Raw genomic sequence first — 12,300 nt, 5'->3', positions numbered from 1 at the left:
GGAAACCGACCGGTTCCACACGGAGGGCACACAGGCCCGAACAGCGGGAATATCGTGGGGAGCGTGGGACACCAGTGACGCGTGCAGCCGGACCCAACGGTCACATCCGGCTACCCCCCCGGGGGGGGGCGGCGTCCCGCATCGTCCCACGAGATCCGAGTCACACTGTCGAGGTTCCCTGGAGGTAGACCATGGCCCAACCGCCCTCTCCCTACGACTTCCTGCCGACCGTTCCCAGCTTCACCCTGACCAGCAGCGACATCGCCGACGGACAGACACTGTCTCCTGCCCAGGTCAGTGGGATCATGGGGGCCGGTGGCACCGACACCTCACCGCAGCTGTCCTGGAGCGGATTCCCCGAGGACACGCGCAGCTTCGCGGTCACGTGCTTCGATCCAGACGCCCCCACCGCCAGCGGATTCTGGCACTGGGCCGTGTGCGACATCCCGGCCGATGTCACCGAGCTGCCCAGCGGAGCCGGAGACGAGTCCGGTTCCGGGCTTCCGGCCAGTGCGGTCACGCTGCGCAACGACGCCGGAAGTCGCCGCTACCTCGGGGCCGCCCCGCCTCCCGGGCACGGCCCACACCGGTACATGTTCGCCGTGCACGCCGTGGACGTGGAAAGTCTCGGTATTGACAACACCGCAAGCCCGGCGTTTCTCGGCTTTAACCTGTTCTTCCACACGCTGGGTCGCGCCATTGTCAGCCCCGTGTACGAGCTGTCGTAGCTCCCCGGTCACCGTGCGGGTGCCCCGAACCACCCCCGGTGGCACCCGCACCCATGACTTGCCCCCACGGCGCAGCTCCTGCACGATCGAGTGATGCCGAACTCGCCATCATCTCTCAGCACGGTCATCTTCGACTATGGAGAGGTCATCTCCACCGCGCAGTCGGATGCCCAACGCGCCGAGCTGGAGCATCTCAGTGGGCTGGACCCGGACGTGCTGTGGCCGGCCTACTGGGCGCACCGTCGCGCCTACGACGGCGGGTTGAGCGCTGACGAGTACTGGAACCGTATCGCCGCCGACACGGGCGCACGCTGGGACTCCGCACAGCTGCACCAGCTGTGGGCCTGCGACCTGGCCAGTTGGCTCGACATTCGGGAGACCACGGCCGCGGTCATCTCCGATCTGGCGCGAGCGGGCATACGCCTGGCGCTGCTGTCCAACGCCCCACACGGGATCGCACAGGCACTGCCGAGCACTCCCCTGTTCGAACCGTTCGAGCAGCTGTGGTTCAGCTGTGAGCAGGGCCGAACCAAGCCGGACCCGGTCATCTACACGGGCCTTCTGGACGTCCTCCAGGTCAAGCCCGCCGATGCGGCCTTCATCGACGACCGGCCCGAGAACGTCGCAACCGCGGACCAGCTCGGGATGGCGGCGCACCAGTACTCCGGACCACACCAGCTGCGACAGTTCCTGGCCCGGTCGCATCTCCTGGACGGGTGACCGACCACGCACACGTGCGGCGACAGGTTCACCACGCAGCCGAAAGTGGCCAGCCACCTGCCAATTCCTGGCCAGGGGTTTACGCTCGAAGTGTGCTCCCGCGCTATCCACCAGCGAGCGGAAGGGTGTACCGGTGACCGCACTCCACCAGCCTGCACCCCCGGCAATCGTGGTGACGACCGCTGGATCGGCCGCCACCCCGGGCACCATTGAACACCTGCGCCGCTGCGGCTACCGGGTGATCGCCACGGACATCGACCCGACCGCGCCAGGGTTGTACCTGGCCGACCGGGGATACCTCGTCCCCCCGGGTGATACCGACGACTTCCTTCCGGAGCTGCGTGGTGTCTGCCTCAAGGAGGACGCGAGCGCCGTTGTTCCACTCGTGGACGAGGAGCTGGCGGCCGTAACCGAACTCGAGGCCGAGGGATTCGCCGTCCTCCTGCCCCGCCGCCCCTTCGTGACAACCTGCCTGGACAAGCATGTCCTGATGCAGCGACTCACCGCCGCCGGGCTCGCCACACCGGTGACGCGCCTGGCCTCCGAATGGGTCGGGGATCTCCGGTTTCCGCTGGTCGTCAAACCCCGATCGGGGCGCGGAAGCAGAGGGCTCGCCCTGGCCGGTTCCGAAGCGGAGCTGGGGCGCATCGTCCATGACGGCCCCTACTCAGCCGGTGATCTCATCGTGCAGGAACAGCTTCCCGGCCCGGAGTACACGGTCTCTGTGGTCTGTTGGCGAGACGGTCAGGTCCAGGCAGTGGTGCCCAAGGAGGTCATTCTCAAGCAGGGGGTCACCAAGTTCGCTGTGACCCGCAGATCCCCGCAGATCGACGAGCTGTGCCGAGAGGTTCAGCGCGAGCTCCAGGCTGACGGACCGTTCAACGTACAGCTGGCCCTCGACGACGGCGGCATCCCTCGGATCTTCGAGATCAACCCCCGGTTCTCCTCCACCACCGCGCTGACGCTGGCTGCGGGCATCGACGAGATCGGTGGCCTCCTGAGCCAAGCCCTCACGCGTGCGGGCGCCCTCGCGGCGGACTGGCGAGACGGGGTGGTCATGGTACGGCGCTGGGCCGAGGACTTCCGCAGCGAAACCGAGTTCGACTCCCACGGGTTGCGCCCCACCCCCACAACCTCAGCACTACCGTTCCGAATGTGAACCCGCGGTCGGTGCTGGGGACGCCCCACACCCGCTCGGCATGAACGTCCGCAACGTTGGTCAGCCCCCGTCGACGCCCGCCCAGGAGATCCTTGGGTGGAGTGGCGGAGCTTCCGGTGTCTGGATGTCGTCCCGGACCATGGGGCACGGAAAGACCGCTGGGGTCCGGCAACAGGAATTGGACCACACCTCGGAGGGGTTTCCGGCCCGATGACGCCGGAGCGTGGACACGCTCCTGTCGAGACGCCCGACTAGCACGCTTTCGCCGTGGGTAGAACCGACGTATCCTCAAAATGCGCCTCTCCTACATGGTGGCTTGGCCCCGAGGTCGAGAGGGAGGGTCCACGGTGGACGACAGCCCAGAGGTTCCCCAGCACCGCATTCGCGCCTCGGACACGGACCGGGATGAGACCGCCGCCCGCCTTGCGACAGCGCTGGGCGAGGGCTGTTTGGACCTGGCCGAATACGAGCGCCGGTTGGACCTGGCCATGCGCGCCCGTACTCGGGGGGAACTGAGCCCACTCACGGCAGACCTGCCCGAACCACGCGAGGCGGACTCCGGAAACCGGGAACTCACGCCCGCATGGCGGGACTGGGTGGACGAGTGGCGCTGGTGGTTGGGCGGCGCGATCATCATGACCGGGATCTGGGGCGTCACCAGTATCAGCTCGCAGACACTCCTGCCGTACTGGCCGTTCATACCACTGGGAATCTGGGCCACCATCCTGCTGGCGGCCGCGGTTTGGCCAGACAGTAGGAACAGCGATCGGGAGAGCAGCTAACCCCAGCCCCGATACCACCACGGTCCGCGCCGGTTGCGTGCGCCGTTCTGAGCACGGGGTCGCTATGATGCCGCCTGCCGGTGCGTTTCGGCTGGCGGTGGTGGTCGCAGCCCCGTTCTCGTTCGGAGGTCGGGTGCGGGTTCGGACATGGGAACCATCAGTTGCGGGGATGGTGGTGCCGGCGGTCACGCCCACGCTCGACCGGGAGACCGGCCAGCGCGACACCACGGCGCAGCGGTGTTCCACGCTGCACACGTACAACCGCGCGGCCCCACTCCACGACACGCGAAGCCGCGCCCGACGAGGGCGCCGTCCTGCTCGTCTCCATCCGAATCTTGGCTGCGCGCGAGCGCACCGCTGCACAACAGGTGGCCTAGCCGACCGCATGCAACCAGCGCACCGGGGCACCGTCCCCCGCGTATCGGAAGGGCTCCAGTTCCTCGTCCCAGGCCCGCCCCAACAGCGCCTCCAGCTCCTCGGACAAGTCGCATTCACCCCGGGCGGCCTGTTCGGTGACGGCACGCAATCGTGCCTCCGGAACGAGCACATCCCCAGAAGCGCTGATCACGGCGGAGAATACACCCAGCGTCGGGGTGTAGCTGTAGCGGACCCCGTCACTACCGGGCGTGGCGTCCTCGGTGATCTCGAACCGAAGGCGTTGCCAGCCCCGCAAGGCAGAAGCAACCCTGCCCGACGTTCCCGGAGCCCCCTGCCAGTTCAACTCGGCACGGTGGTTTCCTGGGGCCGCGGGCTGCGGCACCCAGTCCAGCTTCACGGGTACGCCAACTATGCCCGCGAGTGCCCACTCGACGTGTGGGCACAGCGCCGCGGGCGCAGAGTGGACGTACAAGACGCCACGTGCGGACACCGAACCTCCCGATACGACCGAGTGCGCTTCCCCGACGCCCTCGTGCCTACGGAGGAGCTGTCCTACTCTTGTGCTGTACTGCCCCTATTGTGCCCCATCGGGCTCAGCTGCACCAAGACACCACGCCAGGAAAAACTGTCAACTGTCCTACATCGGCCACATGCCGACGCTACGGTAAGAGCACAGCCCGGATTGCGATTCCGCAACGACCCGGGACCGCCGAAACCACCCCGAGCAGGGGAGCAGCGATGGACGGCCCTACGGGCGACGGCCCGGACCCGGCATTCCTGGTGGATCGGGCCGAGGCTAACGAGGTCACGGCGTGGGACACCCTGGTCCAGCGCTACAACCAGGCCGTGTGGAATGTCGCCCGCGGTATGGGGCTCAGCCGCAACGACGCCGCGGACGTCCAGCAGACCGTGTGGCTACGCCTGGTCGAACATCTTGCCCACCTCCGCGACCCCGCGTGCGTTGGTTCCTGGCTGCTGACCACGGCCCGAAACGAGAGTCGACGCCTCAGGGCGGTCGACGCGCGGACCCGCCCCGGCCACCGTCCGGGTCCCGACCCGCAGAACCACCAGGATCCGGAACGGCACGTGGTCGCTCGGGACCAGATGCAGATGGTTCTGCGAGCCCTGGACACCCTTCCGGATCCGTGCCCTCTCCTCCTACGACTTTCTGTCGTGACCCCAGACCTCACCGCAACCGAGCTGGCTGCGGCCACCGCCATCCCCGAACACCGCATCGCGGCCCACCGGCGTCGCTGCCTACAGCGGCTCCGCACCCGGCTCGACGCATCACCAGCGAACCCGAGCACGGACGTTGTGCACACCCACCCCGGATCCGCCCCCAATCCTCCTGCCGATCCAGCCAACTGACCCTGGGAGTCGCCGTGCCGCAGCACCACCATCCCCAATTCCAGATCCCGGACGAGCTGCTCCTGAGCAGACTGGCCGCCGCCGTGAACGACCTGGACGCCGCACCGACAGCGCCTCAGGCGCGACACGCCTTCGCCCTGCGCCGGCCAGACGCGGCCGTGGCCGAACTGCGGGCCGACACGGCAGTCGATCCACCCGTGGGGCTGCGTGATCGTTCGGAACCGGACACCCGGCCTCGTGTTCTGGAGTTTCAGGCTCCCCAGCTCCAGCTACGCCTGGAGATTACGACCCATGGGCGCCGTCGGGATGTCGTGGGGCAGCTCCACAGCACGCCCGACGTGACCTCAATCGAGATTCGCTGGCCCACCGGACACCACCTCCGCCCCGTCGCTACGGACGGCTCCTTTTCCAGCCCGGCGGTACCGGCCGGTCCATTCAGCGTCCTGTGCCACCGGAGATCCGCGACCCCGGTGGCGACAACGTGGGTCTGTGTCTAAGCCGTGCGCACGCGAACCGTCCCGGATCGACTCAGCGGCCACGCACATGCGGCCATCCCCTTGGTGGCCCGGGACCCGGACCGGGCCCATGCCCTGGCGCGGTGCCTCCTGACCCACTCGGCCGCGGACGAGGTGCGGGCCGTGGCCTGGCGCGCGCTGGCCCTGGCTGGCCACGAACTCGGCGCGGATCCCTTCCCCGCCCTGCGTCAGGCCGTCCTCGCCGCCACCAGAGCCGGTCTGAGCCAGCAGCGGAGTCTGGCCCTGCGCAGTCTGCTCGGCCTCCAGGCCCACCACCGCACGGCCGTCCCGCCGGTGCCGCCCCCGGAGCGCCCGGCGCCCAACCCACCCGGCGCCCACGTCCATCTCTGGCTGCGACGCGGTGTGGCCCAGGTGCAGGGCGGCGCATTCGACCCGGCAAGTACCGCATTTTCCCAGGCCCTGAAACTCCTCGGTTCGGAGGACCACCCCAGCCACCGGGTCGGTCTCCGCAACAACCGGGCACTCAGTCACATCTATGCCGACCGCACCGACGATGCGCTGGGTGACCTCGAGGTGGGCACCGAGCTGGCACAACGCCACCACTTCCACTATCTCCACGCGCTCCTCCAGCAGAACGCGGGCATTCTGGCAGCACGCACCGGCGATCTGGACCGGGCAATGACCCTGTTCGACACCGTGCACCCATGGCTCCGAGGGAACCGTGCCGTCACCCTGACCTTGGACCGAGCCGAGGCCTTCCTGTGGGCCGGCGACCCGGTACAGGCCCGGGCGGTAGCGGCCGCATTCCGTCCGGAGGATCCGCTGGCCGAGTTCGCGGTGCTCCGGCTCGTCGCCGCCCATTCGGCCCTGCGTCGGGGCGACCAAGCCACCGCGCTGGTCCAGGCGCGCCGCATCCTGGCGGGCGTGGGCACTGCCTCGCCGTGGATGGAAGCCGCACGTCGCGTGGCCTGGGCGGCCCGAGACACCACCCGACATCCGCGTATCCGCTCCGTCGCGCCCCCGGATTCCCGGGTTCGGGTACTGCTGAGCCGCTACCGCACCACCCGCCGCCTGCTCAGCGACCCCCCGACTCCGTATCCGCCGCACACGACACCACGAGAGCTCGCTAGGGGGCTGTCTCCGGAACTGGAGTGGGAGCGTGCCCGGCTCAGCCACCGGCTGCGCGCCCAGGACGCGGGCGCGGTACCCGCAATCGCGCCGCGCGAGAGAACCCCCACTGTTTCGGATCGGGCTGTGCTCTGGCTACGCACCTCCCGTGGCCGCCTGGTTGTGTCGCTGAGGAACGCCGGCCAGGAGACCTGGCGGGCCGAAACGGAGCTGGACCGGGTGCGTGACGTCGCCGCAGGGTTGATGCTGGCGGCACGCAGCAGGCCGCGCCATGCCCGCGTCGGCTCCTCCCTCTCGGTCGCGGCCCACCTGGCCGAGCTCCACCGCCTCCTGTTCACCCCCACACCAACCGATCTGTACACGGATCGTGGCGTGATCATCGTCCCGGACGCAGCCGTACCCGCCCTGCCGTGGGGAATGTTGGCCCCGTTGCGGGGGCGCGAGGTCAGCGTGCTCCCCGACCTGCGTGTCTGGAGCTCGTGCAGGCGACGGGTCCGGTGCGCCCAGCCAGGTCCGGTTCTCCTGGCCGCGGGACCCGGTTTGGCCGGGGCCCGAGCCGAACTCCAGGCGATCCGTACGAGCCATCCCAGTGCCCACGTGCTTCAGGGGCCAGCGGCCCACACCCATGCCGTACTCGACGGCCTCCGCCACTGCGCGGTCGCGCACCTGGCAGGACACGGAATCACCGATGCCGACAATCCGATGTGCTCGGGGCTTCTGCTCACGGACGGGCCGCTGACCTCCTATGACCTCACCCACAGCCCCCGGCTGCCGCCGATTGTGGTGCTGGCGTCCTGCACCACCACTCCGGCGACCCCCGCCCCCGAAGGACAAAGCCCCGGGGCTTGGTTCGAGCCGAACACACTCGACCCTGTCACCGCGCCGGTGCGCCGACACGCAACCACAGTGATCGCCAGCACCCTGCCGGTGGACGACACCTTGGTGGCGCCGGCGATGGCACGGGCGCACCGGGCGCTGAGCTCAGGGACGTCTCCGGCTGCGGTTGTTGCCCGATACCTGTCCGGGGCCGGTTTCGTCTGTTATGGGGCCGGTTGAGGTCCTCCCCCACCGTGCGGGAGTGGGGCCACAACGCGCCACAGTCGCGGATGGTCCCCACGGCGCCGATACGTTCCATGGCCACGGTCGTTACCGTGGGGGGTTATGGGCCCATCCGAAGATCCTGCGCCACCGCCGTGGCCATCGTCCACAGGCCAGTTCCGTATCTTTACCGTCGCCGAGGCACGTGCGCTCATGCCGGATGTCCGGGAACGCGCCGCGGAACTCGTGGCGACCCGCGCCGACGTGGCTGAACTCGCCCTGGCACTGGACCGCGGCACCGAGACGGCCCTGGGCGGGTTGGCCGAACACAAGGCGCTCACCGCCCGGGTGAGCGAGATTCAGTCCTGGTTTCTGGAGACCGGCCTGGAGGTCAAGGGTATCGCCCCACTCCTGCTGGATTTCCCCGCGGTACTGGACGGAGTCTCGGTGCGGCTGTGCTGGCTGGAGGGGGAGCAGGAACTCGCGTGGTACCACCGCACCGACCTCGGTTTCGCGGGCCGGCGGCCACTTCCCCACGAGCCGAAGTGACGCCCGTGGCCCCGCCCCGACTCCAGGAGAACTGGGGCGGGGACCGGAGGCGGTGGCCCGCCCCCGGCCGGTCGGGGCCGGTGGGGACTTACCAGCCGCGCGCGTGCCACTCCGGTAGCTGCGGCCGTTCCATCCCAAGTGTGGTGTCCTTGCCGTGCCCGGGATACACCCAGGTGTCATCGTTGAGCTCGGCAAAGACGCGTTGCTCCACGTCCTGGATGAGGGATCGAAACTCGGCCTCCCCCTGGGTCTTGCCAACCCCGCCGGGGAACAGGGAATCTCCGGTGAACAGGTGGGTTCGTCCGCCGGGCTCGTCGTAGCGCAGGGCGATCGATCCGGGGGTGTGCCCACGGAGGTGTATCACGGTGAGGCTACATTCCCCGACCGGAATTTGGCCTCCGTGGTCCACGGGTTCGTCAACCGACACCGGAAGGTGCTCCCCGTCCAGGGGATGAGCCACGGTCCGCGCCCCGGTGACCCCCACAACCTCGGCCAGGGCCTGCCAGTGGTCCTGGTGCCGGTGCGTGGTCACCACCCGGTCCAGACCGGCGTCGCCCACCAGCTCCAGGATCCGGTCCGCCTCGTTTGCCGCGTCGATCAACACTCCGGTTCCGGTGGTGCGGCACCGCAGTAGATAGGTGTTGTTGTCCATCGGCCCGACCGCAAGCTTGTGTATCGTCAGCGCGGCCAGTTCCCGTACATCGGCGGGCCCGCCGACCCGCGTTTCTCCCGTATAGCTCACGGCTCCATTGTGCTGGTCGCTCTGGTGGCTGTGCCAGCTGGCCCCGCCGAGAAGAACGGGCGACTCACAGCACCCAACCAGGCACACGCCGCTCCAGGAAGGCTGCGCGTCCCTCCGCGGCGTCGTCACCAGCAAACAGTTCCCTCGACAAGCGCTCCATTTCGGCCAGTTCCTCGTCCCGGCGGGCTGCCGGCAGCGACGTTCGGCCGAGAATCGCCTTGGTGTGGCGCAGTGCGGTGGGGGCGGCCTGCCGCAGACCGGCCAGCACCCGCTCGGTCGCCTCGTCCAGTTCGGAGTCCGCGACCGCCTCGGTGAGCAGACCCGCCCGCTGTGCGTGGTCGGCGTCGAAGGTTTCCCCGGTGAGGAAATAGCGACTGAGCTGGCGATCGGCCATCCGCGCCGCCACGGGCACGGAGATGATGGCCGGTGCGACGCCGATACGCACCTCGGTGAACGCGAAGCTTGCGCTGTGCGGTGCGATGGCGATGTCCGCGGCGGCCACCAGACCGATGCCACCGGCCCGGGCCGGGCCGTTGAGCTTGGCCACCACGGGCTTCGGCGCGTCCATGACCGCCGCGAACAGCGTGGGCATGGTGGGGGCGTTCGGATCCGGCGGGTTCCCGGCCCGCTCCGCGGCGACCTCCTTGAGGTCGGCTCCGGCGCAGAAGGCCGGACCGGTGCCGGTGAGCACGATGGCGCGCACCTCAGTGTCGGCCGCGGCATCGGTGAGGGCATCGTGGAGCTGGGTGCGGAGCCGCGCGGACAGGGCGTTGCGGTTGGCCGGCGAGTCGAGGGTGATCGTGCGGATCCCCCGGTCGGTGTCGATCCGAACCACCTGATCGGAGGCCTGCGTGGTGATGTCTATGCCGTTGGTACCCACTGTGCTGTTTGCCACGTCCGGCATCCTAACGGGCGGCCCCGGAACGCAGTAGGGGCACCCACACCTCGGTGGGCGTGAGGGAGCCGTGCATGCCAACCAGCTGGGCTTCGACCGGTTCGGAGGCCGGCGCCACCAGGGCGGTGTCGCCGACGGTGACCGCGAGGAGGTCCCCGATTCGCCTGCGGTGCTCGGGGGGCACCGTGTCGCCGAACCAGCCGTGGTCGATCACCTCCTGTCGGCGCAAAACCAGGGCGCGCCCGTCCAGGAGCTCCGTCCAGGCAGCGTGCACGTCCTCGGTGGCGTCCGGCCACGTGTACACGTGTCGCATCCGGGGCTCTCCCCCAAGGACTCGCACTCCCGAGGTGAACTCGGACGGAGTCTCGACGTCGACCCGACCCTCCGGGGACACGTCCACCATGCCGTGGTCAGCCGTGATGTACAGGGCCGTGTCGGCGGGGATGGCCTGGGCAACCTGCTCGGCCAGGCGATCCACAAACCCCAGTTGCGCCCGCCAGTAGGCCGAACCCACCCCGAACATGTGCCCGAGACTGTCCAGATCGCTGTGGTACAGGAAGGTGTAGCTGCGGTCCGCGGAGCGCACGGCCGCATCGGCCTGAACTACGAGTTCGCTGATGTCGTTGGCCGGCCAGTAGGTGCTCCCGCGGGCGGAGGCGGCTGTGAAGCTCCCGTGCTCGAACGCGCCGGGAGCGACGTAGGAGGCGGCCAGACCGGCGGCGCGGGCACGCTGGAACACGGTTCCCCGCGGCTGCCAGGTGTGCGGGTCGACGTCGAGGTTCCACCGCAGCTGGTTGAGCAGGCGATCGGTGTCGGGCACGGCGACCTGGTAGCCCAGGATGCCGTGGCACCCGGGAGCGCAACCGGTTCCGAGTGAGGTGAGGTTCGTAGCGGTTGTGGCAGGAAAACCCGCGGTCAGTGCCGGCGGGAACTGCACCGCGGCCGAGCTGACGGGGCTGCTGTCAACGGTTCCCGCCGGTGCTGGCGCCGAATCCTCCTCGATCAGCGACGCGAGGAAGGGGGCACTGTCCCGGTTCTCACGCAGAACATGCGCCCCCATCCCATCGACGAGCAGCACACACGCCCGACGTGCGGGCGGCAGGCCGAGTGTGTTGACCTCCCCCGGAACGCCGAGGGATGCCAGGACCGACGGGGCGAGATCTGCCAGCGCCGCGGCCCCGTACCGGGGCGGGTTCAGCGGCGGCTCTCCGGCCACCGCGCTCATCCGGCGACGCGGGACAGTGCCGCGGCGAAGTCCAGGAGGTTCTGGACAGCGTTCGCTCCGTCCGCCGCCTGGCTCACCCGCAACGTCAGCGCACTGTTACTGATGGTTCCGGTGTAACCGTGGTCGGCCTCGCAGCTCTCATCACTGCACACGGCCGGTTCCAGATCGATCTGAGTGGTCCCCCCAACGCTGGAGCCGAGACCGATACTGAGCACAACCTCGGTGGCCGGGGCTCCGGGCGTGTAGGCGGCCGGATCGGGCACCACGCGGGTCACCGCTACGGAATGCACGTTGGCCAGCCGCACACCCTCGGTGCTGGTTGACGCGTGCGGCCGCCCGGTCTCCTCGGTCGCAGGATGTTCATCGGTGTGGCACACGATCAGCCGGGTCGGAGTCAGCAGCAGCACGGTGATATGCCGCCGCACCTCCATTCCGGGGTCGAAGGTGGCCTCGTGATGCACGACAGAGGCGTCGACGGTCTCGTCTCCGAGCGCCGTGGCTACCGCGTCAGCAACAAGCACGGGATAGTACCCGCTGCGTTCGACATCGGCTCGCCAGTCGGTGGCAGCGGCACGCGTTTTCCTCATAGCACCATCCTGCCTTGTACCCACAACCTGGCGCACCTCAATCGGTTTCCCATGGGTAACAACGGGAGTCGCCGGGAACGGAAGCCGTATGTACGCAGTGAGCCCACCGATCCCGACACCTCCTCCCCCAGGGCCGCCGATGCCCGACGAGCCCCAGCCGATGCCCCCGGAACCCAACCCGCCGCCGAACGAGCCGCCCGGGCCGCTGCCCCCGGACCCCGAACCCGAGCCCCGGCCGGCCTAGACGTGCTCTCCCAGGCCCTGCCGCGGGAGCTGGGCAGTATTCCAGGTTCCAGGCACGCGCCGCCACCGGGCCAGATGTGGATGGGAGCTGGTTGGTTCTGCCGGTGGGCGGGGTGGTTCGCGTATGGGTGATCGTGCGTTTGGCTGATTGTTCCCGGGGGTGTGGCCCTGGGCGTGGTTGGCGGCGTAGGTCCAGATCCTCAGGTCGGCAGGGTGTCCGTGGGGGGGCAGTCCAGGGCCGGGGTGGCAGCGCGCGGCCCCCATGGGCTCGTGGGCCGTCGT

Annotated in this window: 13 protein-coding genes; 8 read left to right on the top strand and 5 right to left on the bottom strand. The window is 69.2% G+C overall.

The genetic code is table 11. The features are described 5' to 3' along the window. Positions 1-191 precede the first annotated feature (191 nt). The 4 genes from RIF23_RS11115 to RIF23_RS11100 all read left to right on the top strand — a co-directional run bounded on the left by RIF23_RS11115 (position 192) and on the right by RIF23_RS11100 (position 3,389). Positions 192-728, top strand: a complete 537-nt coding sequence (locus tag RIF23_RS11115; RefSeq protein WP_310912412.1) for a YbhB/YbcL family Raf kinase inhibitor-like protein — start codon at positions 192-194, stop codon at positions 726-728. A 93-nt stretch (positions 729-821) separates the two neighbouring features. Beyond that, entirely contained in the window at positions 822-1,448 is a 627-nt protein-coding gene (locus RIF23_RS11110; RefSeq protein ID WP_310912411.1) for an HAD family hydrolase, read from the top strand. A gap of 169 nt (positions 1,449-1,617) precedes the next feature. After that, complete coding sequence (locus RIF23_RS11105) at positions 1,618-2,607, top strand: ATP-grasp domain-containing protein (protein ID WP_310912925.1); 990 nt, start codon at positions 1,618-1,620, stop codon at positions 2,605-2,607. A gap of 380 nt (positions 2,608-2,987) precedes the next feature. Continuing rightward, positions 2,988-3,389, top strand: a complete 402-nt coding sequence (locus RIF23_RS11100; RefSeq protein ID WP_310912924.1) for a DUF1707 SHOCT-like domain-containing protein — start codon at positions 2,988-2,990, stop codon at positions 3,387-3,389. Between the two features lie 373 nt (positions 3,390-3,762). Here RIF23_RS11100 and RIF23_RS11095 read toward each other — a convergent pair whose 3' ends face one another. Then, a complete protein-coding gene (locus RIF23_RS11095; protein WP_310912410.1) occupies positions 3,763-4,257 on the bottom strand; it encodes a DUF3145 domain-containing protein in 495 nt (164 codons plus the stop codon). A 248-nt stretch (positions 4,258-4,505) separates the two neighbouring features. On the opposite strand from RIF23_RS11095, the gene RIF23_RS11090 reads away from it, so the two are divergent. The 4 genes from RIF23_RS11090 to RIF23_RS11075 all read left to right on the top strand — a co-directional run bounded on the left by RIF23_RS11090 (position 4,506) and on the right by RIF23_RS11075 (position 8,326). Further along, on the top strand, positions 4,506-5,135 hold the full coding sequence (locus RIF23_RS11090; protein WP_310912409.1) for an RNA polymerase sigma factor: 630 nt from the start codon (positions 4,506-4,508) through the stop codon (positions 5,133-5,135). A 14-nt stretch (positions 5,136-5,149) separates the two neighbouring features. Further along, positions 5,150-5,632: a hypothetical protein gene (locus RIF23_RS11085; RefSeq protein WP_310912408.1), complete on the top strand. Its 483-nt coding sequence runs from the start codon at positions 5,150-5,152 to the stop codon at positions 5,630-5,632. A gap of 3 nt (positions 5,633-5,635) precedes the next feature. Beyond that, positions 5,636-7,795 (top strand): CHAT domain-containing protein, encoded by a 2,160-nt coding sequence (locus tag RIF23_RS11080; protein WP_310912407.1) that lies wholly within the window; start codon positions 5,636-5,638, stop codon positions 7,793-7,795. 105 nt (positions 7,796-7,900) lie between these two features. Continuing rightward, entirely contained in the window at positions 7,901-8,326 is a 426-nt protein-coding gene (locus RIF23_RS11075; RefSeq protein WP_310912406.1) for a DUF2203 domain-containing protein, read from the top strand. An 88-nt stretch (positions 8,327-8,414) separates the two neighbouring features. Here the strand turns inward: RIF23_RS11075 and RIF23_RS11070 are convergent, their stop codons facing one another. The 4 genes from RIF23_RS11070 to RIF23_RS11055 all read right to left on the bottom strand — a co-directional run bounded on the left by RIF23_RS11070 (position 8,415) and on the right by RIF23_RS11055 (position 11,775). Next, positions 8,415-9,068 (bottom strand): MBL fold metallo-hydrolase, encoded by a 654-nt coding sequence (locus RIF23_RS11070; protein ID WP_310912405.1) that lies wholly within the window; start codon positions 9,066-9,068, stop codon positions 8,415-8,417. A 64-nt stretch (positions 9,069-9,132) separates the two neighbouring features. Beyond that, entirely contained in the window at positions 9,133-9,963 is an 831-nt protein-coding gene (locus RIF23_RS11065; RefSeq protein ID WP_310912404.1) for an enoyl-CoA hydratase-related protein, read from the bottom strand. Positions 9,964-9,973: 10 nt separating this feature from the next. Next, positions 9,974-11,179 carry an alkaline phosphatase family protein gene (locus RIF23_RS11060; protein WP_407659453.1) on the bottom strand — a complete coding sequence of 402 codons (1,206 nt, stop codon included), beginning with the start codon at positions 11,177-11,179 and terminating at the stop codon, positions 9,974-9,976. Positions 11,180-11,184: 5 nt separating this feature from the next. Then, entirely contained in the window at positions 11,185-11,775 is a 591-nt protein-coding gene (locus RIF23_RS11055; RefSeq protein ID WP_310912402.1) for a DUF5998 family protein, read from the bottom strand. Positions 11,776-12,300: the final 525 nt, after the last annotated feature.

Origin of the sequence: Lipingzhangella rawalii, from assembly GCF_031628175.1 — a bacterium.
GTDB lineage: Bacteria > Actinomycetota > Actinomycetes > Streptosporangiales > Streptosporangiaceae > Lipingzhangella_A > Lipingzhangella_A rawalii.
The sequence above is the reverse complement of the archived record's forward strand: the minus strand, read 5'-3'. Positions and strand labels throughout refer to the sequence as shown.

Excerpts from the sequence above, each read along its gene's own strand:
- RIF23_RS11115 (WP_310912412.1), top strand. The coding sequence starts at position 192 with ATGGCCCAACCGCCCTCTCCCTACGACTTCCTGCCGACCGTTCCCAGC.
- RIF23_RS11110 (WP_310912411.1), top strand. The coding sequence starts at position 822 with ATGCCGAACTCGCCATCATCTCTCAGCACGGTCATCTTCGACTATGGA.
- RIF23_RS11090 (WP_310912409.1), top strand. The coding sequence starts at position 4,506 with ATGGACGGCCCTACGGGCGACGGCCCGGACCCGGCATTCCTGGTGGAT.
- RIF23_RS11075 (WP_310912406.1), top strand. The coding sequence starts at position 7,901 with ATGGGCCCATCCGAAGATCCTGCGCCACCGCCGTGGCCATCGTCCACA.
- RIF23_RS11055 (WP_310912402.1), bottom strand. The coding sequence starts at position 11,775 with ATGAGGAAAACGCGTGCCGCTGCCACCGACTGGCGAGCCGATGTCGAA.